This is a genomic window from Coleofasciculus sp. F4-SAH-05, from assembly GCF_040222985.1.
GTDB lineage: Bacteria > Cyanobacteriota > Cyanobacteriia > Cyanobacteriales > Coleofasciculaceae > Coleofasciculus > Coleofasciculus chthonoplastes.
On sequence record NZ_JAVKBY010000186.1, the window covers coordinates 21,804 to 46,637 of the forward strand.

A 24,834-nucleotide genomic window follows, 5' to 3' on the forward strand; every position below is an offset into this window, starting at 1 on the left:
AAAATGATGGAATGGAATCCTGAATCTTTAGAAAGCCAAATCGGTATTCAGTTTAAGCATAGTGATCTGCTTAGACTTGCTTTGATGCATCGTTCTTATGCTGAACAAATTGGAGAATCTGAACAGAATAATGAGCGATTAAAATTTATGGGAAATGCTATTTTTAATCTGGTAATTACTGACTATTTATATCACAACTGTCCCTATTTAGAGGTGAGTAATTTTAAAGGCTTACGGGACAAGTTAGTCGAAGGACAACGGTTAACCAAACTGTGGGATAAATTGGGGTTAGGCGAAGGGTATCCGTTTCTGGGACTGACGCAAGAACGGCATCGCTTGCGTTTACAAAATCATAATCCCTTTGAAGAAGCATTGATAGCGTTAGTTGGGGCGATTCATCAGGATCGGGGGTTTTCTCAGGCGCGGAATTGGTTAGTTAAGCAGTTGATTGCGCCCTTGCTGGAGCGTCATTTAAAAAAGATAAAAGAGCGTTCGTCACCGAATAAACAGTTAAGATTTCTGGGAGATGCGGTATTGAAGGGGATAGTTGCGGATTATTTGTATGGCTATCTTCCCAATGTTAAAGTGGGCAATTTAAATGACTTATTTAAGGAATTGACCTCTAAAGAGAATCAATCCAACTTTATCAATCAAATCACGACTGAAGAGTTGACGGCGCTAAATTTGGGAAATGAGAAAGTTTTAGGCAAATCATTTAAAGCATTATTAGCCGCCTTTTATCTGAATCGCAGTGCTGAAAATGATAAGCGGGGATTTGCGGAAACCGAAAACTGGTTTGTTGAACGGTTTATTGATCAGGAGCAGGTGTTGAGGAAGGCGATTCGTTTACTGATGGAGGATGGCAGATCACAAAAGTGGATTGTCCGGCATGTTATGGGGTATGAAAGTAAAGATTATCATGCGGGGAGAGATCGGTTTAATCAGGTGATGGAAGGTTAGGGATGCGATCGCGTCCGCCATCGGTTCCCATCTTACACCTGACACGGGCGATCGCACGGAGCATCCTATCTCCCCACATTGACGCAAAAATGCCCCGAATTCAAGGATTCGTCATTGTAAACGTCCCTCTGAAGGATAGTATTACTACTTGAGACTTCATCGTACACAACCATCATTATGAATATTCTGTTTGTTGCCGCAGAGGTAGCGCCCCTGGCAAAAGTCGGCGGTATGGGGGATGTCGTGGGCGCATTGCCTAAGTTCCTGAAGCGCTTGGGACATGATGTGCGGATTTTTATGCCGTATTACGGCTTTTTACCCGACAAGATGGAGATTCCCAAAGAACCTGTCTGGTGGGGATCTGCCATGTTTGAGCCATTCGCTGTCTATGAGACGGTATTACCCGGAACCGATGTCCCCCTCTATCTGTTTGGTCATCTCGCCTTCTCAGGACGCCATATTTACGCCGGAGCGGATGAAGACTGGCGATTTACTCTCTTTGCTAATGGCGCGGCTGAGTTTGCCTGGAACTACTGGAAACCGCAAATTATTCATTGTCACGATTGGCATACAGGCATGATTCCGGTGTGGATGAATCAATCCCCGGATATTTCCACCGTCTTTACGATTCACAACTTGGCGTATCAAGGTCCCTGGCGCTGGCGCTTACAGCAGATAACCTGGTGTCCCTGGTATATGCAAGGTCATAATACGCTGGCAGCAGCGGTACAATTTGCGGATCGAGTGACTGTCGTGTCGCCAACTTATGCAGAACAAATCCGCACGGCTGAATACGGTGAAACCCTAGAAGGCTTAATGTCTTTCATTAGTGGTAAAACCGTCGGGATTATTAATGGCATTGATACGGATAGTTATGACCCAGAAACCGACAAATATATCGAGCAAAAATTCAGCGCCGATACGCTGGAATTACGTCGCAAAAACAAAGTGACCTTGCAAGAAGAAGTGGGCTTAGAAGTCAACTCCAATGCCTTTTTCATGGGCATGGTCACGCGCCTCGTGGAGCAAAAGGGGATTGACCTATTATTACAAGTCATTGATCGCTTCTTAGCTTATACCGATGCCCAATTTATATTGCTGGCATCTGGTGAACGCTACTACGAAACCCAAATGTGGCAATTGGCATCTCGCTATCGGGGTCGTATGTCTGTCCAACTCCTTTATAGTGATGCTCTGTCCCGACGTATTTATGCGGGTTGTGATGCATTCCTAATGCCATCCCGCTTTGAACCTTGTGGCATTACTCAAATGCTCTCTATGCGCTATGGTTGTGTCCCCATTGTCCGGCGCACCGGGGGTCTGGTGGATACGGTTTTTCACCATGAACCTGTTAGCCAAACTGGGACAGGTTACTGTTTTGACCGCTATGAACCGTTAGACTTTTATACCTGTATGGTACGGGCTTGGGAAGGTTTCCGCTTTAAAGAACAATGGACAACACTACAGCAACGCGGTATGCGTAAGAATTTCAGTTGGGATAAATCAGCCAAACAGTATATCCGCACCTACCGAGAGGTTTTAGGATTACCGCCAGAGGACGAAACTGCCCAAACACAAGAGGCTGATTCAACCCTTACAGGTGTTATCAGATACATTTAACCCGGAAAAATCTGGTATGGCTCCGGAAGTTTCTGAGTATGGCACAATCTGGAATGAAGCTATCACACCAGATGTGGAGGTATCTCTCAAAGCCTTCAACAGAATGTTGAAAGCGCCATTGATATCACGCCCAATAGTATGACCACAGGAGGGACAAACGAATCGTTTGTTGCCTCCTAATTTTGTGTGAACATGACCACATTTTGAACAGGTTTTACTGGTGTACTCTTGATACCGCAAGTGTTTAAACTGGCGTCCCTTAGATAGACCGATTCGAGACATCAACCGATCAAGGTGACTGGCTAACCGATAAATGCGCCCTATGTCATACTTGCCAACCTCCCAGACTTCAGAACCGTCGAACCCGGTCAAGAATGTTCTCACGCCAGGGTCAAGGGCGATAGCCAGTTGGCTATCCAAAGGTTCGGGCTTAGGCGCGTCTATGGCATAACAAATAAACCAGCGCCCTCTGTCCAAGACCAAGGCAGGTTCATGCTGCATTTTATCGATGATTGGCTCACTTGCCTTAAAGCTTAATCCCTTGGTCTGTGTCGGGTAAAACGCTCCCTTCTTCCAATTGTCCTTTTGAAACCGAATGGATTTAACGGGTTCACGCACAGATCTGAATTGAGCATCTCCCCCCGACTTCCTTGCCGCTTTATGTGCTTCAAAGGCTTGAAATACCGCCAGTTGGCGTGGGTTATAAGGGGTTTGACTTACCCAAGATGGAGCCATGTCCATGACCATTTTTCGGAGGTCGTATTTGCCAATTTTCTGGGTCTTAAGTATGGCTATTGCCTGATTAAAGCACCATCGTGCAGCCGAAATCCACTGAAACCAGGCTTTAGCCAGCGTTGTTTCTGGATAAACTCGGATCTTCTTTGATAGCAGACTTGTACTTTCTGAGACCGTACAATCTGCAACTGAAGACATGGACGATGGCAAGGATATCTTCAACCATTTCTCGCTCATTAGACAAGTCACTTCGGTTGAGAACCACGAGGAAGCAATCTTTTTGTTGACAGAGCCATTCGATAAGGTCAAGACCGAACCTGACAAGTCGGTCTTTGATCGAGACCACAACTTCTCTGACGTTTCCTGACAAAACTTGTCCCAAAAGGGAAAGAAGTCCTTTGCGCTTGTAGTTGAGTCCTGAGCCGACTTCTTTGATAAGCTTTCCGTTTGTGAACAGGGATTGCAGGTAGTCGGCTTGTCGCACCATCTCTGACTTTTGTTTGTATGAGCTAACTCTGGCATAGAGGACTCTGATTCTTGTATCGCCCTCTGGATTGACGACGGAATCGATATCGTACCGTCGATGACCCGCAGGAGTTCTAATTGTTCGGTTCTCGCCGTCTCTGTCCCAGTTTCGCAGTGTTTTTGGAGAGACTTGGAGGACTTGAGACGCTTCCCTCGGCGTGGCATATCTTAATGTTAGTGTTTGATAAATCACTCAATATCCTACCACACAAGAGGAGATATTTCCAGAAAAATCTAGAAATTGCTGGCAAATCATGGTTTAGTCATTAACAGTTAGATTCACGTCCCGACTCAATCCCCGACCGATTTAATTAAGGCGTCGGGAATCTAAGGGGAAAAGGTGATTCGTGATACTTGTAGGGGCGGGTTTGGGGATTTTCTGTGGGCTATTGATGGTAACATTTGTGCAAAACCCGCCCCTACTCAGTTTGCAGGTAAACTACGAGACTTCGCTCCGTCCCCTGCACATGGAGTCCTTCGGCTTCCCTGCATTTCCACTGAACCACCAGCGTGATCCGTTCATGATCAGGCTATAATTATCTACTGCCCAATAAAAATCGGAATAGAAGCTTTTTGTCTGAATCGAATTTTTCACCGAGCAATTCTACCAACGCTATCGAGATCGACTTTGATCGCTTAGAGGAAGTAAGTCTAGGTGAAGTGGAGTTAAAAGGTGAGCTGCTCGCCGCCTTGCTGGAGGTCATTCGCGTTAACTTAGAAGCGATTAAACAAGCTGAAGCTGTCAATGATTATCCAACTGTCGCCAGATGCGCCCATCAGCTCAAAGGAGCGGCGGCTAATGTGGGTGTTTCATCTCTCCACGCGATCGCGACTGAATTGGAGCGTCAGGCAAAAGCCGAGTATTTGTCCAATGCGGCGGATCTGGTTGTTGCACTCGAAAGCCAGAGGTTAGGGGTAAAATCATATCTTTCCCAAGAATTCCCCTGATGTAGAATTGCGGTTAATCAGCTATGGCGAAAATTTTAGTGGTTGATGATGATTTGACGGTTCAGCTTGTGCTGAAAAATCTACTCACGAGTCAAAATCACGACGTCGCGATCGCCCCAAACGGAGAAGAAGCCCTACTCCAGGTCAAATTGCTCTATCCCGATTTGATGATATGTGATTGGATTATGCCTCGTCTGGATGGACTAGAAGTCTGTCGGCAAGTGAAAGCTGATCCAGAATTGGCAACCACGTTTATAATTTTGCTCACCATGCGCGATCAAATTACCGATCGCGTTCAAGGCTTAGATGCAGGTGCTGATGAGTTTATCTCCAAACCTATTGATGTCGAAGAGTTATTGGCACGGGTTAGGGCGGGGCTGCGATCGCGCCAATTAACTCAACAGTTAAGTCAAGCCCTGCGACAATTACAACAAACTCAGGCACAATTAGTGCAAACGGAAAAAATGGCAAGCTTATGGCAGCTTATCGCCGGCTTAGCCCATGAACTCAACAACCCCGTCACATTTATCTACAGTAACCTCAGTTACGCTGAACGCTACACCCAAGACTTAATTGAACTCCTCAATCTCTACCAAGGAATCACCCCCAACCCTCCCCGCGATGTTATTGACAAAATTGAAACCGTCGATCTGAACTTTCTCATTGACGACTTGCCGAAAGTTTTATCATCAATGCGCCGAGGAACCCAACGCATCCAGAAGATGGTTCTTTCTCTACAAGAGTTTTCCCGGCAAAACCGTTCTGGTTTGCAATCGGTTGATATTAATCAAGAACTTGACAACACCTTATTGATGTTGCACTATCGCTTAAAATCGAATCAACCCGAATTGAATATTGAGGTAGTCAAAGACTACGGCAACTTACCCTTAGTCGAATGTTATGCTTGTCAGTTAAATCAAGTGTTTCTGAATATTCTGAACAACGCCATTGATGCTATCAGAGAAGAACCGCATACAATACCCGCTCGGATTATTCTCTGGACAGAACAATTAGAAAACGAGCGTGTTATGATTCGCATTGCCAATAACGGGTCTCATATCACCTCAGACATTAAAGCTCGCATATTTGATCCCTTTTTCACTACTAAACCCATTGGTATGGGTACTGGTTTAGGACTAGCCATTAGTTACCAAATTATTGTCGGACAGCATAAAGGCTCAATCCAATGTTTCTCAGAACCCGGTAAAGATACAGAGTTTCGGATTGAGCTACCTATCTCTTTGACATCCTCCCTGGCGTGAACGAACGGGGATTTCTCACCCTGGCATTGCAAGCCAACCTACACTGAATGGCACTGAAATAAGCATTGTGATATAGCCAAAACCTTTGATGTGCCGTAGGGTGGGCATTGCCCACCAGCCTACCAGTCAGTGACATTCAACCTAAACGCCGAATTTTCTCTCAACAGAGGCTTGAAACAGTTCCCTGTTAAGCAGTTCCCTGTTAAGCAGTTCCCTGTTAAGCAGTTCCCTCCCCTCACCACAAAACTTATTCAGCAGCCCCTAACTATATGTATCGTTTAACCCAAAAGCAGCCATACTAGCCGAAGCCAGCTACTATTGTTAAATTACCATTAAATAAACCTAAAGGTTCACACGGGATAAAAGCGAAATTAGTCATCAGTAGGACTTGACATTTTAGTGCCTGTTGTGCATTGGAACAGAGACTTCCTTTAAACCCTGTTGGGTCATAACAGAAGTATCCACGGCAATTTTTTAGATAAATTAAGGCATTAATCAGCAAAACTCATGTACCTTTGAGATAACAACTCAGCTTCGGGAGCATAGCAAAAGTGATGAGGAGATATAGGTTTAAGGGTTGTTTCCAGCCAATCGGCAAAACTATGCACCATTGGGGATATATAGTCATTGGTTCAGTGGTGGGCAGCACCTTACTCAGTGTGGCAGCTAACATAGCCAGTCCTCAGAGTATTGCCCAAGCCCAAACCAACCCACAAGCTAATCAAAAAGACTCATTAGGAGAATCACTCCTAAATAATATGCTGGGGGCTGATGCCCTGCGCCCCCAAAACTCTGCCCCAAATACAACTCAACCCGCACAAACAGCACCGACATCGACGCCTAGTCGTGGCAGGCAAATCGTTCAAGCCACAACCTTTCCAGATATTCAAGACAATTGGGCGCAAGCCTTTATCCAAGCCCTAGCTGCACGGGGAATCATCCAGGGATTTCCCGATGGGACATTTCGACCTAACGCCCCAGTCACCCGCGCTCAGTTTGCGGCGATGATTCGTCAGGCGTTTGAGCAACCCTTGGAACGTCCAGCCACTCAGTTTTCGGATATCCCAGCTAACTTCTGGGCATTGGATGCGATTCAAGAAGCATATCGCATGGGATTTATGGAAGGATATCCCAATAATATTTTCCTTCCGGATCAAAATATCCCCCGTGTGCAAGTGCTAGTGGCATTAGTCAGTGGATTGGATTTATCGGCTCCCGCTCAAAGCACAGCCCTATTAAATCAAGCCTTTCAGGATGCCGCTCAAATTCCGGACTGGGCGCAGACTAGCATCGCGGCAGCAACGGTAAACCAGATGGTAGTGAATTACCCGAATGTGGCGTTCTTGAATCCGAATCAGACGGCCACTCGTGCCGATGTAGCTGCCTTTATTTACCAAGCATTAGTCAGCCAAGGGCAATTACCCCAAATCCCGCCCACCACTGTGGCAAGCCGTTACATTGTGGGGTATGAACCCATTGCCCAAGAACCACCACCACCGACACCGGAACAAGTTGCTGCTTTGCGACGGCAGTATCTCTTACCAGCACCACCTGTGGAAGAGCAATTGCGTCGGATTGTACGCGGGGGTTCCAGTATTAATACTCCTACAGCCTTTGGCGCTCAAACGGGAAATATATTCTTCGGTGCTACCTATCAAGAGCAAGTGCGGTTTTTCGATGAAGACGATGGTGCTGTTGTTGTCGGTTTTGGCGTCGGTGATGCTAAGAAAATCGTTGCTCTAGAAACCGCTGTTTCCATTTATGACTTATTTGGCGATACCTTTGAAGATGGCGGAGTTAGCTTCAAACTTCACCGCTTAATTGGTGATGATCTCGCTGTGGCAGTTGGTGTGGAGAATGCCATTGTTTGGGGCAATACCGATGGTGACCAAAGTGTTTATGGAGTTGTCAGTAAAGTCTTCCGTTTGCGGGAAAATCCCAGTGATCCCTTTAGTCGCCTAACTGCTTCTGTTGGTCTCGGTGGGGGGCGCTTCCGCTCCGAAAATGATATTGAGGATAAAGAGGGTTCGACGAATGTATTTGGTAGCGTTGGTTTACAAGTTGTAGAACCCATTACCTTAATTGCCGATTGGACGGGTCAAGATTTATATTTAGGCGCTTCAATTGTGCCAATTCAGGGTGTTCCTCTGGTAATTACCCCGGCTGTAGCTGATGTGACGGGTAATGCTGGCGATGACCCTCGGTTCATTTTGGGGATTGGTTATGGGCTATCGTTCTAAAGCGTGTAGATTGATTCACCTCCAATTCTTGGCGTAGGGGCATAGCAATGCGATACCCATTACTCAAGTCAGTTATATAAGGAGAAGACGAATGAAAAAGAGACATTTAGCATTTCAGTTAGGACTAGGTTTAGCTGTGGGAGTAGCAGGAATTTTATCGATGACAACATCGAGCCAAGCCCAGCCTGTCCTATCAGATGTTACGGGCAATATTATTACCACTAGCGATATAGCGGGTGGTGCTTTTGCTCCAAGTCGAGGTGGTGAACTCATTCTCGTGTATGAAACACCTCAGATACGAGAGGATGTGTTCGAGGTAGCGGATTTCGTAAATGAACGACTTGCCCAACGAAATTTGCCCGGTGTTGGTAATGATACGTCTCCCATTCCCGCATCAGTTCAGCAAAACTTTGCCCAGGTTTTGACGGGAACGGGTAACGTTGATGCAGGGATGAGTCAAATTCAAAATTCCCTTGTTAATGCTGGGGCAAATCCAACCCTTGCCCAAAATCTAGCCACTAGCCTAGCGGGATTGACAGCAGGGGGTAATGTTAATCCGGCTCAGTTTGTGGCTGTTGTGGATGCTTATAATGCTTTAATTAATGCTAGTAGTTTCGAGTTTTTACGGGAACCGCCAGAAGAACTGCGAGCAATTCGTTCTGTTCTGGCTATTTTGTTAAATGCGGCTTTGGCTAGCAATTAGGCTAGGAATTATGATGATTGGTAGGTTGGGTTGAGGAACGAAACCCAACTCTACTGACGTGGGTGGTAAGCTGTCATGTATTTAGGGCTTGCTGCATGAGTGTGGAAGGTAGACCAGATAAGGGTTTCAATCTATTTTTTCATCCAACAAGTGCAAGGTTTTTACACTAGCACCCTCTTGCATCTTGGGATTTTCGCCGACCTAAGCGCCGAATTTTACCTCAACAGAGGCTTGAAACTGTTGCCTGTTGCCTGTTCCCTGTTGCCTCTCCCCACCACAAGACTTATTCAGCAGACCCTATTTAAATTGGGTATTAGTAGCGAGCTTTCTGGCTCGCACACCAAGGAGTTCGTCATTATTGACATTAAAATTTAAATGCCGAACAGCTTATACCTAATTTGATTTAGTATTCTGAACCTCTAGGCACGTAGTCATCCTCGTCTTCGTCCTCCAACGGATCAATGGGTTTATAATCCACATAATCGCTGGCAGGCGGTTCTACCTCTTGATCTGCCACAGATACCGTTGCTTCTTGGGGAGGACGACGTCTTTTTCTGGGTGGGGGTTCTATATCAGGTTCGGGGCTGCGACTCGGTGGACGCGAAGGGCGAGGACGACGACTCGGAGTTGGTCTATCATCCCAGTCATTATCTACGTCAGCCTCCCATCTGTCCACAGGCGGTCTTGAGGAACGAGTTGCAGGACGTGGACGGCGTTTACGGGAGCGTTCTTCTGGGGGGAAGTCATCGGAAACGCTGCGACTTCTAGGACGGCGAACCTCGGCTTCGTACCTGTCGCTGCGGTTATAGCGCGAATCGGCGGTTCCCCGGAGGCGACGACCAATGTAGGGATCTTCATCTTCCATCGGTTCGAGTTCGTCCAACTCAGCCACCTGGCGATAAACGTTGCTCACGGGGCGTTCGTCATCGACAACTTTTGTATTGCGCTTGGCTTGTTCGGTGGTGATTCCTCGTAGACGCAGGGTTTCAACCGCAAAGAAAATGACAGAACCCGTTAACAGAAACTGACCAAACTGGAGAATCGGATCAAGTCGCCATCCCTGAAATACCAAAATAAAGCCGCACAATAGTCCGACAGCGGCGAAGAATATGTCGTGATCTCGTGCTAACTCCGGACGTACCGATCGCAGGAAATAAAGCCCTGCTCCGGCAACTGCCAAGAAAATACCCAGAATACTGGCTGGGTTCAGCCCAAAATTTACCATTGCTGCTCTCCTAAGTCAGTCCTATGGTAGCGAGTTTTGCCCATAAATCTCTACCTTAACTGGCTATGCCAAAATTTTTGAGAGAATAAAGCTTCACGCCTAGTCTATTCTACTCAAAAGTTGAGGTTCAGGAAGCTAGATAGGGAAAACAGGGCAGCGACTGACTGGGCTACCCTGTTCCTGGACAAAGGGTTCAAAAACGACCGCTCAAGCTTAGGAGCGTTGGATTTTATCCTTCTGGCTGATAAAGATCAGAGCAACAGTGGCGGGAATCACCACAATTACTCCACCCAAAACGAGACTCCAGAAAAAGTTGGCTAATGAGGGCGTCATAGAACTTTAATCCTTGCTAAGTAATGTTCATACTCATTTTACCGTTACATAAGACTTTCCCAAAGTTGCCCACAAGACTGATTTCAGCAGACCCGAATTACTTCCCAGCGACACAAAGCGCGGGTTGGGAGTCTTGTGCCATAACCTGAGAGGCGTAGTGACTCGATTTAGCCACATAGATGCCGACTAAAACCACAGCAAACGCGAATCCGTTAAACAAACTTAAATGTTCGGCAAACAGAACCCACGCCACCAACGCCGCCAGTACGGGATCAAGGAGCAGGAACACACCCACTAATCCAGAAGACAAGCGTTTGAGACTATATGCCTGTAGTCCTTGACCGACCACTTGACAGACAACCGCTAAACTGATAACCGATAACCATCCTGAACCCGAAATCGGGAATAGTCTGTCTTCAGTTAGCAGGACAACGGGCAACGTTACCACTGTTCCGACTAAGCAGCACCACATAATAATGGTGGTGGCATCCCACTTGGCACGCAGTTTTTCAATCAGCATCAAGTTGGCGGCGGAAAACAGGGCGGATAACAACGCGGCAATATCTCCGGCAAAGTTATCCGTCGCGACTTGTAAATCATCAAGTCCTAGGGCAGTTGCCCCCACCATTGCCATCATCAACCCAATCAGAAACCGACTGTCAAAACGCTGACCGAATATCAACCATACTCCTAATGTTGTGAATAAGGGAGTCAGGTTATGTAAGATGGTGGAATTAGCAACGCCTGTTTGGGTGAGAGACCATGCCCAAAGTGCCAAACACCCCCAGAACATTACTCCCGCCGAGATCAACATGATCCAGTCGCGAACGGTATAATCTGACTGAGGTCTAGACGATTGTTCATCGTGTTGCGATCGCGCCTTTGACTGGTTCAATAGCCATAAAACGATAAAGGCAATCCAGAAGCGATTAAAGATGGTGGCAAATGGACCAAGTTCCCGTTCACTCAATCGGATCAATATAGCCGCCATGGATAAAGCTACGATGGCGGTGAATATAGCCAATAGAGCCATCATCGTTGGACTAGGATTGAGCTGAGGTTGGGATACGTGTAAGGGTTTAGTTTTCTGTATCATTTAAAGTTAATAGAAAGTAACTTGATCGTTATAATTTAGATAAATTCACAAATTAACAATGGATAATGAACATCCCTTTTAACGAGGAGAATTTACTTGGGAATTTTGGATTGTAGAAGCTTTTACTTTTTAGCTAACACTACTAGGTATCTTAAGGTTTTAGAGTGACTTAAACTGCTATTATTTCTTGTTTTGTTACTTAATTTTATTTTTTTTTACATTACACTGTATTTCTTAAAATACTTGAATTCCAAGAAAGACTACTCATTTCACCAAGCTGCTTCATACGCGATCGCACCTTGACCGTCAAGGTAGTAGTCCAAGCTACTGAGCCGGATTATGGGATTGGATCATCACCCCCTCTGGTGTATAAACCTCTACTCGCAATTGGGCGTTATCGCTAATCACTTCCAACGCTTCTCCCAAGGTCAAAATGTGATTCACAATACCCGCATGAGCCTCTGAGTCTCCTTGGGTTCTAGCACTGAACGCTCGTTGTTGTACCATCTGGACGTAAGCAGGGGTTAACCGCACCTTGATCATCTTGTTGTCAAGCGTATAGGTACAAATTTTGGGTGTCCCCGAACAAGTTTGATTAAGATCCCGACGGGCTTGTTGCATCTTGACAGCTAACTGAAGCTGGTTTTGAGCCTGTTTGAGCGCACCTCGGTAGGGTTCAACCAACGATTGTGCCTTAGCATAGTAATAGGTCTGTTTGGGTACCTGATTGACATAAGTTAACGCATTTCGCCAGTGAACTAGAGCGACTGACCATTGCTGATCGGATTGAGAGTCTGTCGCCAGTTGAGCCAGCCGCACGCCTTGATTATAGGCATTAGCAGAAATTTGCTCTTGAGTTTTGCGATCGCGGGCTTTGGCAAGATTGGGTAAATACAGCGCCAATAACTCTTGGGCTTCCTCATAAGGAGTTGTCCCTTGGGGAATCTGTTTCAGGCGCTGCATCGACGCTTGCCAAGTCGCATAAACCAATTGCCAGTCTGATAAGGATTGGGCAATTCCTTGACGCACTTCAGCCATCCGCGCCGCTTCTTGAGCCGCTTTTAAATGTTCCTGGGCAATTCGTTCTTTAAGCAGTCGCTGATTAATTTCCTCTAAATTCGTCTTATATGCTTTAATTTTAGTTTTGGCTAAAGGTTGAAGATTGCTATCCGTAGGTAGCTGTTCCAATTTCGCGATCGCGTCTCGCCAGAGGTTCTGAACTTCCCGCCACTTCGATTCTGGATGCGGCGGGTTTTGGCTCTCATACCCCGCTCTAGCTGCTGTTTTCAGCGCCTCTACCATATCCGCCACGGTTTCGGATTGGGACTGATAGACTTGCAGTTTTTGTTGCGCTTGGCTGCGGTAACCGGACCAAAACGGAATCGCCGCCACTAATTGAATCGCCTCTTGTAACTGCTCCTGGGCTTCCAAAACCGCTTTTCCCGATGCTGGGTTTTGCAGGGTTTCTGCTGATGTCTGACTTAACTGTTCCGCTTCTGACAAAACCGTGCATTTACCCATGACACAAGGGCGAGTCAGGAGATAAAGCGTGCTCAAGAAAACCACCAAACTCAACCCAGCACCCGCGACTACTAACGGTAGCCAGGATGATTTTAACCTGAGCTTGACTGACGGCGGTTGTTCGGATTTTGACTCATCGGCTTTATCGTTTACCTCAGGAATAGGTTGATCCCACGAATGCGATGATTCAGCTTGTGTTTTTTCTGAGTCTAGGTTTGGCGGAGTTTCCGCCTCAGAGGAGGAGTTAGTCTCCTCTGTCTCCTTTGTTTCTACCGAATCCACCTCAGAGGGTGTCGTCGTTTCGGGTTCAGGTTCAGGCAAATCTAGGGAGAGCGATTGCGAGACGTAAGGTTTCTTTTCGCCAGATCGCAGCAGGTTAACTCTTACTTGTTGAGCCACCAATGGATATTGGCTGCGGATCGTTTGTTCTAAAAACGCCAGAATCTGGTCTTTATCCAGCGTCGCCTCGGCGGGATGCTGTACCCAAATCGCTAACTTTTCATCACTTCGCCGACACCGAACTTGAACAGGAATACTCTCATGCAGGTATGACTGCAAGTCCTCCTGTAAACAGTTGGCTAAATCCGTTAATTTCTCTGGGCGCGTCGCTGTTTTCATTTGCTCAAAGTTTGAGCGCTACTCTCAAAATTTACACCCCATTATGACGTATTAGTAATGGAGCTGGGGAAGCGAGATCAGGGCACGATAGTATCGTGCCCCTACGAATCAATTATCCCTAAGCTTTGGTAGGGACACGGCATTGCCGTGTCCGATTATCACCATCGCTTCCCCATCTCCCCCCGCTCCCCCTGCTCCCCCTGCTCCCCCTGCTCCCCCTGCTCCCCCCGCTCCACCTGCTCCACAAATTTAAGATGAAGCCTTCCCACCCCAACCTGGAGCCTTTTGAGCCGCTCTCAGGACAAATGCAGCTAACTTTTCAATTTGCTCCCGTGGCATCCAAGTGTCTGGGACTTGGCGACACCAAAAACTTGGGGCGCTGCCATCATAAGTCATAGGTTCTCTGAGAAAAGAGATAATCCCATCGACATTATCGCGAGGTGGGGTTGCTCCCGCCAATGTTTCTATTTCCAGGGAAACTCTGGGATCTTGTAGGGTTGTTCCGCCAACATGACAATTGATGCAATGGGCTTTAAACAGTTCTTTCCCCTCAGCCAAATCCTCTGGGGTAAATTGCTGGGTTTGTCCCTGTCCATCTAAATCTAACGCAATGGGTTCAGTCACCTTTAAGAAGCGTTTAACGTAGTCATCTATCGCATAAGCCGGAGAGCTGACTATAAAGACGATAGAGATAGCCATCAACGTAGCGAAAAGACCGCGAGCTGAAAAAAATTTATAGCGGAGTAAATGACCCAGGGGAAATATTTTAATCCAATTAGTCAGCATTAGTTTCTAGTTTTTTATCTTTTGTTTGGGGTTACTGAAGGGTTGAATACTAGCCAATTAAACGTTAAATGATTTTACCTCCAACCGTTTAATCGTCTACTTCCAACCCTTCGATGCATCATTCAAAAAAATCCGGACTTAGCTGACAGCCTTACCACCTCCCCACATGATACCTTGAACCTTTGGTTGGATCAGAATATAACCCGCGAGCGCCTCCAGATCGTCTTCTGTGAGATTTCTCATCTCCGGGAAGATATCTGCGCTGCGAGTGCTAGGATGCAACTCATAAATCTCTGTAAATCCGTCATAGGTTGTGGGGTTTTTTATGTAGTCTACGAGAGCGGCAATGTTATCTCGCGGAGGAAATGCTCCTTTGAGATCCTCCATCTTTAAAGTGACGTTGGGGTTTGTCTTGGTTCTGCCGCCGAGATGACATTGACTACAGGTATCGTTAAACAGGCGTTGACCTGTCTTGAACTCGCCTAGGCTGACAACCGTAGTATCACCCTGTTCATTGACGGGAACGGTGCGAACGTCCTCACTGAGTTCAAGAGCGCTGGCGCTACTCACCGCTACTTGAAACACAAACAATACCATTGCCACAGCCAGCAATATCAATCGTTTCATTGGGGGTTCTCCTTGGAAAATTTGGCTCATTCGTTTTAAATGCATGAAAATTGCTCAACCTGTAGCTTATCCTCTACCTGAAGGGCATCGACGTCAACCACTTCTGGGGATCAAACCGACAGTCTGCACGTTTAAAGATGTCACACTACGGATTTTCAGTGAACTCTTCACAGAAAACAGGGAATGCACAAGCCGCCCATTTTCAGTCTTTCAATGATTCCCAACGGTTTACCTGGATCGGGTATCTTTTTTGTGGGAACCGTGTATTCGGCAGTAATGTCCACCTTTGATCGGTCTGCAAACCCCATAATAATTGACTGACGAAATTGAGATTGAGTCACTTCACTATGAATATGATGCCATCCTGGGGACGCCTTTCTCTCAAGAAGTTTTTTACGTCAAAGATTTATAGGTAAAAACTCACAAAACGCTCCCCCCTTAAAACTCAGTTTTGTGATCAGCGCCTTTCGCCATCAACGTCATCGGTTCAGAATGGGAAACCACAGTAGGTGAGGTAGGGAAGGGTTGATGGAGGCGGATAAGCTGCGCTAACGTCTTTTGCAACTGGGTGCGAGGAACAATCGCATCGACAAAGCCGTACTGGAGTAGATATTCAGAGGTTTGAAAGTCGTCGGGGAGTTTTTCGCGCAAGGTTTGCTCAATCACTCGGCGTCCCGCAAAACCGATGGTAGCTTTGGGTTCAGCTAGGATAATGTCCCCTAACATAGCAAAACTAGCCGTAACGCCTCCCGTGGTGGGATGGGTTAACACCGGGATATAGAGTAGGTTAGCTTGACGATGTTGTTCCAGCGCCCCAGAGATTTTCGCCATCTGCATCAGGCTTAACATTCCTTCTTGCATTCTCGCCCCCCCAGAGGCGCATATAATCACCACAGGTAAGCGTTGGCGGGTAGCTTGTTCGATCAGGCGGGTCAGTTTTTCGCCCACCACCGAACCCATACTACCGCCCATGAATCGGAAATCCATGACGCCTAGGGCGATGGGTAATCCATGAAGCTGTCCGATCCCCGTTTGCACGGCGTCGGTGAGTTTAGTCTTGTCTTGGTAATCTTGTAGCCGATCTGTATAGGATTTGCGATCGCGGAATTTTAGCGGATCAGTGGGGCGAATTTGCTCATCCAGGGGTATCCAGGTATTCCCATCAATAAGCTGGCGAATCCGTTCATCGCTATATACCCGGATATGATGACCACATTCAGAGCAGACCATTTGATTCGCTCTCAGGTCTTTAGTATAGGTGAGAACCGCGCACGCCTCACATTTTGTCCACAATCCATCAGCAATCTCCCGTTCCCGTCGTTGTTGGGGAATCGGTTCTGATTTTCGTCGATTGGCAAACCAGTCAAATAAAGACATGAAATGTTTTAATTCCTTAATAATTATCCGATATTTCTGCTTATTCCTCGTCTGGAGAACTGAGTAATAGCAAAGCTGTCCATTGATCATAAGAGCGAACTTGCAACGCAGCCGGACTTCCCGCCCCAAAATAGGACGGGATACCCTGGTCAATAATCCGACTAGGGATGTCGTGAGCTGCTAGAACCTGCTGCATCAGCTCGGCTTCCCAGCGGGTATGAGTTGTTTTCAGCGTGATCCAGGTGGTCAAAATTAAGCAGGATGATCACAAGTAAGAGTTATTGTACTCGTTTGCGATCGTTATTCGTCATTCGTCATTCGTCATTCGTCATTCGTCATTCGTCTTATGTCATACTCGCTTCCCGAAACGAAGCCAGCTATGTCATTGGTAAGGGTTGGAGAGGCTTGAATAGGACTTACGCTTTCTTTACGGCACAGGCACTACCTGTAGGGGCACGGCAATGCCGTGCCCCTACTATAAATGGCGTTTGTGCGTAAATCCTGTTGACAGAACTTGTCGGGTGTTGAGTTAATTTCCACCAACCATCCCAAAGTATCGTAAAATCACAAAATTTAAAGTATCGTATCGTTTTATAGCGTTTTCTTGCTTATCGATTAAACCCTTGTCAGGGGGGGTAAAATTCAACCGAATAGGTCTGGGTGTATTTCATGAAATCTGCTCAATGGTACTTGAGATGGCTGTCTGTTACTCCAGCAATTCTTCTGCCAATAGTGGCGAGTCTTGTTGGTTCAGAAACACTGGCGCAATCAATTACTCCAGCCTCCGATGGAACGGGTACGATTATTGACCAACAGGGAAATATACATAACATTAATTGCGGTAGTTTGTCAAGCGACGAAACCAATCTATTCCACAGTTTCCAGGAGTTTGGTTTAGATGCAGGTGAAACCGCTAACTTTTTGGCAAATCCTCACCTCAATAATATTTTCGGACGAGTGATGGGGGGAAATCCCTCGCTGATTAATGGCTTGATTCAGGTGACGGGGGGAAATGCCAACTTATATTTAATGAATCCAGCGGGGATAGTGTTTGGGCAAAATGCCCAGTTAAATGTCCCGGCTGATTTTATGATGACAACAGCGACAGGGATTGGGTTTGGCGAGAATCTTTGGTTCAATGCCTTTGGCACAAATGAGTATCAGCAATTAGTCGGAAATCCGCAACAGTTTATTTTTGATGTATCTCAGCCCGGAAGTATTGTTAATGCCGGAAATTTAGCTATCTCCCAGGGTCAGAATTTAACTTTACTCGGTGGTACAGTGATTAATACGGGAGAACTGACAGCACCGGGAGGAAGAATTACGATTGCAGCAGTTCCGGGTTCTCATCGGGTTAAGATTTCTCAGCCGGGACAATTGCTGTCTTTGGAAGTTGAACCATTGGTGAATAGTTCGGGAGAAGTTATCCCCTTTACACCATTAGATTTAGCTGAATTGTTGACGGGGACAGAGGAAAACCTGGAGACAGGCGTTGAGGTAGATTCAGCCGAAACGGTGAAATTAACGGATTCTGAATTAATTCTTCCTAATGAGCCAGAGGTTACTATTATCTCTGGCACTATTGATGTTTCCCAGATCGGAAATGCTGGAACACCAGTGGGGGCGCACGTCTATGCGCCCCTACATGCGCCTTCATCTGCAACTGGCGGCGAGATAAATGTTATTGGCAAAACTGTAGGATTAATCAGCGCCAATATTGACGCATCCGGTACAAATAACGGTGGTACTATTCGCATTGGTGGCGACTATCAAGGTGAAGGAATAATCCCGAATGCTGATATCACATTAGTTAATGAAAATTCTACGATTAAAGCTGATGCTATAACCGCAGGCGATGGTGGAACTGTAATTATCTGGGCAGATGAGCAAACTGCATTTTATGGCAACATTAGCACTCGTGGCGGACATAATTCTGGCAACGGCGGTTTTGTCGAAATATCCAGTCAGCAACAGTTAGCCTTTGACGGTTTTGTCGATGTAAGTAGCAGTGGGGGTGAAGCGGGACAGTTATTATTAGATCCCACTAGCGTGATTATTGGCACAACTGGAACCAATGATACAGCACTCGACGATAATCAAATCCTGTCGGGAGAAGGTAGCGGGAGTTTCCTGATTTCTGCTAATTCACTGTTAACGGCATTAAATTCTGGGGATGTCTCAATTGCTGCGAGTAAAAATATTGATATTATCAGTGATATTAATTCTAGTAGCAGCAACAATTTATCATTTGAGGCGGCGTTCATAAACTTGGATGCCTCAGTTTACTTAAATGGTGGAAATCTCACCTTTGAAGCACCTGTAATTCTTCGCAGTAGTCAGACAGTCAGCACAGGTTCTACAGTGGGCGGGGATATTACATTTAATCGTAGTCTTCATGCCTTTAATCCAGGTACGGATACGTTAACTTTAGAAGCTGGAACCGGGAATATTACGTTTAATGGTGCTGTAGGTGGAGCGTTACCTTATAATGTGGCGGTACTGTTAGATGATCCGGTAGGATATTGGCGTTTGGATGAAGAGGGGGAAACGGCTTTTGACTCGTCTGGAAACAATATAGATGGCACTTACTTTGGTGGGGTAAATCGTAATCAAGAGGGGGCGTTAGTGGATGATGCTAATCCAGCCCCATTTTTTGATGGTACGACAGGGTATGTAGAAATTCCGGATTCAGATTTTATTGATTTTGGCACGAATGAGGATTTTACGATAACGGCTTGGATTAAAGTGTCGCCTGAACAATTGGATACGGTAGCTGGTGATAAGGATGTCATTGAAAAATGGAGTGGAGGCGAGCCATACCCTTATGTGATTCGCTATTTCTACCAATCAGGAAAAATCCTTGCTGCGCGATATGATGGTGTTCCTACAAATCTGAGTCCTACCGTTAACTCAACAGTATCCATAGACGATGGACAGTTTCATCACATTGCTTTTATCAAAGAGGGTTCGACACTCTCTTTATATGTTGATGGAATTCTAGAAGATACGAATACCGATACTATAAATAGCCCGACACAAAATAATTCTCCACTTTTTCTAGCACGTAGAGGGGGGAACGCAGTTGATAATTTTTTCCGGGGCAGTATTGACGAAGTAGCAATTTACAACTCTGCCTTATCCCCTGATGAAGTAGCAGTTCAATACACCACAGGAACAGGTACGGCTACCTCAAGAAAACTTGCTGGATTGACGGTCAATAATGCCGCCAATATCATAGCCAATGATACAATAACTGCCAATACTATTGACCTAACAGCCAGTCAAGATATCACGACTCAATCCCTAGACACAAGTTCAAGTTCAGGTGATGGTGGTTCCATTACCCTTAATGCTGAAAATAATATTCAAGTTACCGCAATTAATACCCAAGCCGGAATTAATGGTACAGGCGGAAACGTTGACATTACCGCTGGCGGATTCATCCAGATAACCGACACATTCATTGACCAAAATGGCAGAAATGCCAGTATTTCTACAGCCGGAGGTAACGGCGGAGGTGCGATTACTATCCAACATGGTGGTCAGGGTTTGATTGCGTTTGAGGTGGGTAATGCCTCAATTAATGGTACAGCAGGTGCGATTAGCAGTGGCGAGTCTAATCTTGAGCCTTTCCAATCGTTTACTGAGAATAAAACCGCAGGAAATATTCAGATTATCACGGATGAATTTATTACAGGTTCTTGCCCTCCCGACTGTTTAGATACCGAACCAGACGATATAGATGAATCTGAGGATATCACTGAGGATTTCGGGACTGATATAGCAACCGCTATAACGGTTAGAACACTCAGTCTATCTCAAAACCATACATTGCATTTATCAGTATGTCCTAATAATCCTGGCGACTGCGATACTTCTCCAGTTTTGAGTCCGATCGCGGAAACTGAAACCGCGTTTACGAATGAGTATGAAGAGTATTGGGGGTTAAGTGAGACGCCAATTATTACACTGACACAAGCTCAAAATACTTTACAAAAGATTGAACAGGCGGCTGGGGTGAAACCGGCTCTGATTTATGCGGTGTTTGTGCCAGGAGATGGTTTTGGAGATGATGGTGGGAGAGTGGAAGTTGAGACGAGAAAACGCAGAGGGGCGCAGAGGGAAGCGCAGAGGTTCGCAGAGGGGGTTGGTGGTTGGGATGAGATGTTTTTGGCTCAGGAGGTTTGGGAAGATACGGATACATTGGAGTTGATTTTGGTGACGGCTGGTGGGGAACCGATGCGATTTGTTGTTCCGGGGGCAAGTCGGAAAAGGGTGATGGAAATGGTACAAGGTTTCCGTCGTGCGGTTACGGATACTCGCATTCCTCGTCCGTATCTTGCCAGCGCACAACAATTGTATCAGTGGTTAATTGCTCCTTTGGAGGCGGAGTTACAAAAGAGGGAGATTAATAATTTGGCTTTTATTATGGATCAGGGTTTGCGATCATTACCTGTGGCGGCGCTTCATGATGGCAATGGTTTTATTGTTGAACGCTATAGTATTGGGTTTATGCCGAGTTTGTCGCTAACGGATACTCGTTATGTGGATGTGAGGGATTTACAAGTTTTGGCAATGGGGGCGTCGGAATTTACGGAGCAAAATCCGTTGCCGGCTGTGCCTGTGGAATTATCCGCGATCGCAGATAATTTATGGCAAGGTGAATCATTCCTTAATTCTACGTTTACTCCCGAAAATCTGAAAGCAGCACGGGCGTCTCAACCCTTTGGTATTGTGCATTTGGCAACTCATGGTGAATTTAAACCGGGTCAACCGGAAAATTCCTATATCCAATTTTGGAATACGAGACTATCCCTGGATCAAATTCGCCAACTTGGACTGCATAATCCACCTGTAGAACTCATGGTATTAAGTGCTTGTCGAACCGCATTAGGAAATGAAGAGGCGGAGTTAGGATTTACTGGGTTAGCGGTACAAGCGGGGGTGAAATCAGCGTTAGGAAGTCTCTGGTATGTCAGTGATGAGGGGACATTGGGATTAATGACCACTTTTTATCAAAACTTAAAGCAAGTCCCGATTAAAGCCGAAGCGCTGCGACAGACCCAATTAGCGATGATTCAGGGTAAAGTTAGAATTGAAAATGGGCAATTGATTACTCCTAATGGGATAATTGATTTACCTGAAGAATTAGCGGGAATTGAGGATAAGGAGTTGACTCATCCTTATTTTTGGAGCGCGTTTACATTAGTGGGAAGTCCTTGGTAAGGGTGTAGAGACGTAGCCTGCTACGTCTCTGGTCAAGTATTCCTAGAAACCGGGTTTCTCGTGAGGATGACAACAATATTAACCTTTCACCCAAAGAAACCCGGTTTCTTGACTGATGTCCTACGGTATATCCAGGGTTTCGGTGAACCCAAAATCCAAATTTTCAGTGCCATTGGTTTGAAATTTGTAGGGGCGGGTTTAGGGACTTGCGTTTGGTTATTGATGATAACGTTTGTGCAAAACCCGCCCTGACTGAGTATTGACTAAGTAGGTTAGCGGAAATAAACTCAAATTATGAAGTTATATAAACAACCCTCAAACCCTTACAAAGGACGTAGCTTGCTTCTCGATGAAAGCGAGTAGAGCGACTTGCTATACTACTCAACCGGATGCTGATGAAATTTCCAGAAGCGCCACAAAAGAGCGATCGCTAAAATTATAGCGGGTGTGAGTACGGCAATCAGGGCATTCCCGGATGTTGCCGGAATAGGGGGTAAACTAGGACTGGCGTACTTGATCAGCAGGGAAATGCCTAGGGCGAGAATTAAGACTTTGATAATGAAAGTGAACTGAATACCCATACGTTTTTAGGCTACCTGGTATGCGGTTGTGATATTATTCCTTTTTTTAGCACTGATGAGCAATGAGCAAATTCCCACCTGATCAGGTTTTTATGCCTTAAATCAAAGCACAATGAATCAACTCGACCCATTGGACAATCAAAACCTGCAACGTTTACAGCTATTTGCCTACCTGCTGCCTGTGATCGGCTTTTTTCCGGCACTGTGGACAATCTACCGTCGCCAAGGAACGCGAGAACAGCAAGCGGTGAGTCGTTTGTCTGTAACCTTGGCTTTCGCTTGGCTAGTAGGCTACATTTTATTATTGTCAGGGGCGCAGCTCACGGAGTTCTGGAGCTTCCGCCTGTTATTTATGAATACCATGCTCACCTCTGGGTATTTTTTAGTGAGTGTTTGGCTCATGGTGCGCTTGTGGCAAGGGAAGTTACCCCGTCTGCCTGGGATTAGCCAGGTGGCGGAAGGAAAAGTGCGAAAGCATCTGTCCGAGTAAACGATTTCAGCGTTTGGGTTGTCCGGTTATAGGAAAATGGTGACGGGCTTTTTGCCTGAAGTTGATCAACTGCTCTCATCTTTTGCCGTATTTGCCTGGTTTTGCCCCAAACGGTGAGAAAACCTGATAGGAGTGTTTGTGTCAAACTCTCTCAATCAAACTTAGGGTAAGCAATGAGGGCATCAGCGTGTATCATCTGCCCAAACCCATCCTGATCGCTTATGTGTGTGTGAGGAAACCAAGTGTCAGCTCGAAAAACCTACGAACAACCCCGCCCAGGACAGAAAAAGAGGAGTCAACCGCCGAAAAAAAAACCGACTAAAGCTAAACGAGGACATTGGCTTTGGCTGTGGTTAGGCTTTACTGGCGTCGCCATGTTATCCGCGACAGCCGGGGCAATGCTTGCTGTTTCGCTATCGAGTATGCCTTTACTGCAAAGCCAACTGAGTGATGATGAGGCAGCTGTCTTTAGTGAAAAGGGTAGTATGACCCGCAATAGTATGCGACTGCCCGAATTGACGCGACCTGTTAATATTTTGATATTGGGGACGAAGGTTCTTACCTCTGACTTGGATGAACCGACAGAGGAAGAGTTAGGCTACCATGCACTCGTCAATTCCTTTGATGGGCATTCCGACACCATGCTGTTGGTTCGGTTTGACCCTAATAACCAAAAATTAAATGTTCTCTCCATTCCCCGTGATACCCAAACCTACGTTGAAGGGTATGGTGTCACTAAAATTAATGCGGCTAATTACCATGGTGGACCAGCATTAACGGCAAAGGCAGCCAGTGAACTTTTGGACGGTGTAGGGATTGACCGTTATGTGCGAGTGAATGTCCAAGGTGTGGAAAAGCTCGTGGATGCCTTGGGTGGCGTCACTGTGTATGTTCCCAAGGATATGAAATATCAAGATGATTCTCAACACCTCTATATCAATCTTAAGCAAGGTAAACAGCATCTGAATGGCGATCAGGCGATGCAATTTTTGCGCTTTCGCTATGACAAATATGGTGATGTCGGTCGAGTACAGCGTCAACAAATCCTGATGCGGGCATTAATCGAGCAAGCCCTTAATCCTACAACTTTAGCCCGACTACCTAAAATTTTATCGGTGATTCAGTCTCACATTGACACCAACTTAAGCGTTGAAGAATTGGTGGCTTTGATTGGATTTGCTGTTGATAGTAAACGGTCTGACGTACAAATGTTAATGGTTCCAGGTCGGTTTAACGGCACGGGTGAAAATGAAGTCAGTTACTGGTTACCAAACCACCGCCAGATTCGACAAATGGTGGCTCAACATTTCGATCAAGGTTATAGCGAACTCTCCGATATTGATCCAGCTTATTTGCGGGTGGCGATTCAAGATAGTACGGATAATTCAGAAGCTGTTCAATCCCTAATCAGTACCCTAAGAGAAGCCGGTTATCGAAATAATTATGTCGGCGAACCTTGGGCAGAACCCTTAAAGGTTACACGCATCATTGCCCAAAAAGGAGACGAAACCAGCGCTGCGGCTATCCGGGCTGATTTGGGATTTGGTGAGGTGCGGGTCGAGAGTACGGGTTCTCTCGCCTCCGATGTGACCATTCAGTTGGGTCAAGATTGGCTAGAACAGCAGGATTTCTCTGATGAGGGGTTTTTTAATTTCTAGGTTATTCGTCATTCGTCATTTGTCATTTGTCATTTGTCATTTGTCATTTGTCATTTGTCATTTGTCATTTGTCATTCGTCATTTGTCATTTGTCATCTGTCTGTAGGGGCGGGTTTAGGGACTAATATTGATTGTTATCCCTAGCTTGGCAGCAAAACCCCCCCCGACCAAAAGACAAATTACAAATGACAAATTACGAATTAAAAATGACAAATTACAAATTAAAAAAGACAAAATACAAAAGACAAAATTAAAAAGACGAATGACGAATAACCGAGAAATTAAAAAACCCCACATCAGAGA

At 45.9% G+C, this 24,834-nt stretch carries 24 protein-coding genes; 12 read left to right on the forward strand and 12 right to left on the reverse strand.

What is annotated here, in order from left to right; all coding sequences use genetic code 11:
- Positions 1-3 precede the first annotated feature (3 nt).
- From RIG27_RS21835 to glgA, 3 genes are read left to right on the forward strand one after another with little or no spacing between them, the layout of a single operon-like run.
- A complete protein-coding gene (locus RIG27_RS21835) occupies positions 4-960 on the forward strand; it encodes a ribonuclease III domain-containing protein (protein WP_446348637.1) in 957 nt (318 codons plus the stop codon).
- Positions 961-962: 2 nt separating this feature from the next.
- Positions 963-1,112 (forward strand): hypothetical protein, encoded by a 150-nt coding sequence (locus RIG27_RS21840; RefSeq protein ID WP_446348639.1) that lies wholly within the window; start codon positions 963-965, stop codon positions 1,110-1,112.
- 25 nt (positions 1,113-1,137) lie between these two features.
- Complete coding sequence (gene glgA, locus RIG27_RS21845; protein ID WP_446348641.1) at positions 1,138-2,580, forward strand: glycogen synthase GlgA; 1,443 nt, start codon at positions 1,138-1,140, stop codon at positions 2,578-2,580.
- Here glgA and RIG27_RS21850 read toward each other — a convergent pair.
- Entirely contained in the window at positions 2,548-3,327 is a 780-nt protein-coding gene (locus RIG27_RS21850) for a zinc ribbon domain-containing protein (RefSeq protein WP_446348643.1), read from the reverse strand. The two genes, glgA and RIG27_RS21850, sit on opposite strands and share 33 nt — an antisense overlap.
- Before the next feature lie 97 nt (positions 3,328-3,424).
- The gene (locus tag RIG27_RS21855) at positions 3,425-4,030 is read right to left on the reverse strand and encodes an IS607 family transposase (protein ID WP_446348678.1); all 606 of its coding nucleotides are present in this window, start codon (positions 4,028-4,030) and stop codon (positions 3,425-3,427) included.
- A gap of 383 nt (positions 4,031-4,413) precedes the next feature.
- Here RIG27_RS21855 and RIG27_RS21860 point away from each other — a divergent pair, with 383 nt between their 5' ends.
- The 4 genes from RIG27_RS21860 (at position 4,414) to RIG27_RS21875 (ending at position 8,993) form a co-directional block, all read left to right on the forward strand.
- Entirely contained in the window at positions 4,414-4,788 is a 375-nt protein-coding gene (locus RIG27_RS21860) for an Hpt domain-containing protein (RefSeq protein WP_446348645.1), read from the forward strand.
- Positions 4,789-4,811: 23 nt separating this feature from the next.
- Positions 4,812-6,050 (forward strand): hybrid sensor histidine kinase/response regulator, encoded by a 1,239-nt coding sequence (locus RIG27_RS21865; protein ID WP_446348647.1) that lies wholly within the window; start codon positions 4,812-4,814, stop codon positions 6,048-6,050.
- A 602-nt stretch (positions 6,051-6,652) separates the two neighbouring features.
- Positions 6,653-8,290: an S-layer homology domain-containing protein gene (locus RIG27_RS21870; protein WP_446348649.1), complete on the forward strand. Its 1,638-nt coding sequence runs from the start codon at positions 6,653-6,655 to the stop codon at positions 8,288-8,290.
- Between the two features lie 91 nt (positions 8,291-8,381).
- Complete coding sequence (locus RIG27_RS21875) at positions 8,382-8,993, forward strand: hypothetical protein (RefSeq protein WP_446348651.1); 612 nt, start codon at positions 8,382-8,384, stop codon at positions 8,991-8,993.
- A gap of 403 nt (positions 8,994-9,396) precedes the next feature.
- Here the strand turns inward: RIG27_RS21875 and RIG27_RS21880 are convergent, their stop codons facing one another.
- From RIG27_RS21880 to RIG27_RS21915, 8 genes are all read right to left on the reverse strand, one after another.
- On the reverse strand, positions 9,397-10,218 hold the full coding sequence (locus RIG27_RS21880) for a Ycf66 family protein (protein ID WP_446348653.1): 822 nt from the start codon (positions 10,216-10,218) through the stop codon (positions 9,397-9,399).
- Positions 10,219-10,431: 213 nt separating this feature from the next.
- Complete coding sequence (gene psbX / locus RIG27_RS21885) at positions 10,432-10,551, reverse strand: photosystem II reaction center X protein (RefSeq protein WP_006100705.1); 120 nt, start codon at positions 10,549-10,551, stop codon at positions 10,432-10,434.
- Between the two features lie 97 nt (positions 10,552-10,648).
- Positions 10,649-11,647 carry a DMT family transporter gene (locus RIG27_RS21890; protein WP_446348655.1) on the reverse strand — a complete coding sequence of 333 codons (999 nt, stop codon included), beginning with the start codon at positions 11,645-11,647 and terminating at the stop codon, positions 10,649-10,651.
- 324 nt (positions 11,648-11,971) lie between these two features.
- Positions 11,972-13,786, reverse strand: coding sequence for a hypothetical protein (locus RIG27_RS21895; protein ID WP_446348657.1), 1,815 nt, complete (start codon positions 13,784-13,786; stop codon positions 11,972-11,974).
- A 249-nt stretch (positions 13,787-14,035) separates the two neighbouring features.
- Positions 14,036-14,572, reverse strand: coding sequence for a photosystem II cytochrome PsbV2 (psbV2, locus tag RIG27_RS21900; RefSeq protein WP_446348659.1), 537 nt, complete (start codon positions 14,570-14,572; stop codon positions 14,036-14,038).
- 138 nt (positions 14,573-14,710) lie between these two features.
- A complete protein-coding gene (gene psbV, locus RIG27_RS21905; RefSeq protein ID WP_446348661.1) occupies positions 14,711-15,199 on the reverse strand; it encodes a photosystem II cytochrome c-550 in 489 nt (162 codons plus the stop codon).
- 438 nt (positions 15,200-15,637) lie between these two features.
- A complete protein-coding gene (accD, locus tag RIG27_RS21910; RefSeq protein ID WP_446348663.1) occupies positions 15,638-16,576 on the reverse strand; it encodes an acetyl-CoA carboxylase, carboxyltransferase subunit beta in 939 nt (312 codons plus the stop codon).
- Between the two features lie 40 nt (positions 16,577-16,616).
- Positions 16,617-16,826 (reverse strand): hypothetical protein, encoded by a 210-nt coding sequence (locus tag RIG27_RS21915; RefSeq protein WP_006100380.1) that lies wholly within the window; start codon positions 16,824-16,826, stop codon positions 16,617-16,619.
- 11 nt (positions 16,827-16,837) lie between these two features.
- Between RIG27_RS21915 and RIG27_RS21920 the strand changes: the two genes are divergently transcribed.
- A complete protein-coding gene (locus RIG27_RS21920) occupies positions 16,838-17,074 on the forward strand; it encodes a hypothetical protein (protein ID WP_446348665.1) in 237 nt (78 codons plus the stop codon).
- A gap of 171 nt (positions 17,075-17,245) precedes the next feature.
- Positions 17,246-21,802, forward strand: coding sequence for a CHAT domain-containing protein (locus RIG27_RS21925; protein ID WP_446348667.1), 4,557 nt, complete (start codon positions 17,246-17,248; stop codon positions 21,800-21,802).
- A gap of 377 nt (positions 21,803-22,179) precedes the next feature.
- On the opposite strand, the gene RIG27_RS21930 is transcribed toward RIG27_RS21925, so the two are convergent.
- Positions 22,180-22,383, reverse strand: coding sequence for a hypothetical protein (locus RIG27_RS21930; protein WP_446348668.1), 204 nt, complete (start codon positions 22,381-22,383; stop codon positions 22,180-22,182).
- A gap of 112 nt (positions 22,384-22,495) precedes the next feature.
- Here RIG27_RS21930 and RIG27_RS21935 point away from each other — a divergent pair, with 112 nt between their 5' ends.
- From RIG27_RS21935 to RIG27_RS21945, 3 genes are all read left to right on the forward strand, one after another.
- The gene (locus RIG27_RS21935; protein WP_446348670.1) at positions 22,496-22,873 is read left to right on the forward strand and encodes a hypothetical protein; all 378 of its coding nucleotides are present in this window, start codon (positions 22,496-22,498) and stop codon (positions 22,871-22,873) included.
- 242 nt (positions 22,874-23,115) lie between these two features.
- Positions 23,116-24,531, forward strand: coding sequence for an LCP family protein (locus tag RIG27_RS21940; protein ID WP_446348672.1), 1,416 nt, complete (start codon positions 23,116-23,118; stop codon positions 24,529-24,531).
- Positions 24,509-24,637 carry a hypothetical protein gene (locus tag RIG27_RS21945; protein WP_446348674.1) on the forward strand — a complete coding sequence of 43 codons (129 nt, stop codon included), beginning with the start codon at positions 24,509-24,511 and terminating at the stop codon, positions 24,635-24,637. Before RIG27_RS21940 ends, RIG27_RS21945 begins: the two co-directional genes overlap by 23 nt.
- Positions 24,638-24,645: 8 nt before the next feature.
- On the opposite strand, the gene RIG27_RS21950 is transcribed toward RIG27_RS21945, so the two are convergent.
- Positions 24,646-24,834 (reverse strand): hypothetical protein (locus RIG27_RS21950; RefSeq protein ID WP_446348676.1); only part of this gene is annotated, 189 nt, incomplete at its 5' end.

Coding starts and splice junctions, on each gene's coding strand:
- RIG27_RS21840 (WP_446348639.1), top strand. CDS start 963: ATGCGATCGCGTCCGCCATCGGTTCCCATCTTACACCTGACACGGGCG.
- psbX (WP_006100705.1), bottom strand. CDS start 10,551: ATGACGCCCTCATTAGCCAACTTTTTCTGGAGTCTCGTTTTGGGTGGA.
- RIG27_RS21865 (WP_446348647.1), top strand. CDS start 4,812: ATGGCGAAAATTTTAGTGGTTGATGATGATTTGACGGTTCAGCTTGTG.
- RIG27_RS21945 (WP_446348674.1), top strand. CDS start 24,509: ATGAGGGGTTTTTTAATTTCTAGGTTATTCGTCATTCGTCATTTGTCA.
- RIG27_RS21870 (WP_446348649.1), top strand. CDS start 6,653: ATGCACCATTGGGGATATATAGTCATTGGTTCAGTGGTGGGCAGCACC.
- accD (WP_446348663.1), bottom strand. CDS start 16,576: ATGTCTTTATTTGACTGGTTTGCCAATCGACGAAAATCAGAACCGATT.
- RIG27_RS21920 (WP_446348665.1), top strand. CDS start 16,838: ATGATCACAAGTAAGAGTTATTGTACTCGTTTGCGATCGTTATTCGTC.
- RIG27_RS21925 (WP_446348667.1), top strand. CDS start 17,246: ATGAAATCTGCTCAATGGTACTTGAGATGGCTGTCTGTTACTCCAGCA.
- psbV2 (WP_446348659.1), bottom strand. CDS start 14,572: ATGCTGACTAATTGGATTAAAATATTTCCCCTGGGTCATTTACTCCGC.
- RIG27_RS21880 (WP_446348653.1), bottom strand. CDS start 10,218: ATGGTAAATTTTGGGCTGAACCCAGCCAGTATTCTGGGTATTTTCTTG.
- glgA (WP_446348641.1), top strand. CDS start 1,138: ATGAATATTCTGTTTGTTGCCGCAGAGGTAGCGCCCCTGGCAAAAGTC.
- RIG27_RS21850 (WP_446348643.1), bottom strand. CDS start 3,327: ATGGTCATGGACATGGCTCCATCTTGGGTAAGTCAAACCCCTTATAAC.
- RIG27_RS21890 (WP_446348655.1), bottom strand. CDS start 11,647: ATGATACAGAAAACTAAACCCTTACACGTATCCCAACCTCAGCTCAAT.
- psbV (WP_446348661.1), bottom strand. CDS start 15,199: ATGAAACGATTGATATTGCTGGCTGTGGCAATGGTATTGTTTGTGTTT.
- RIG27_RS21895 (WP_446348657.1), bottom strand. CDS start 13,786: ATGAAAACAGCGACGCGCCCAGAGAAATTAACGGATTTAGCCAACTGT.
- RIG27_RS21930 (WP_446348668.1), bottom strand. CDS start 22,383: ATGGGTATTCAGTTCACTTTCATTATCAAAGTCTTAATTCTCGCCCTA.
- RIG27_RS21935 (WP_446348670.1), top strand. CDS start 22,496: ATGAATCAACTCGACCCATTGGACAATCAAAACCTGCAACGTTTACAG.
- RIG27_RS21835 (WP_446348637.1), top strand. CDS start 4: ATGATGGAATGGAATCCTGAATCTTTAGAAAGCCAAATCGGTATTCAG.
- RIG27_RS21875 (WP_446348651.1), top strand. CDS start 8,382: ATGAAAAAGAGACATTTAGCATTTCAGTTAGGACTAGGTTTAGCTGTG.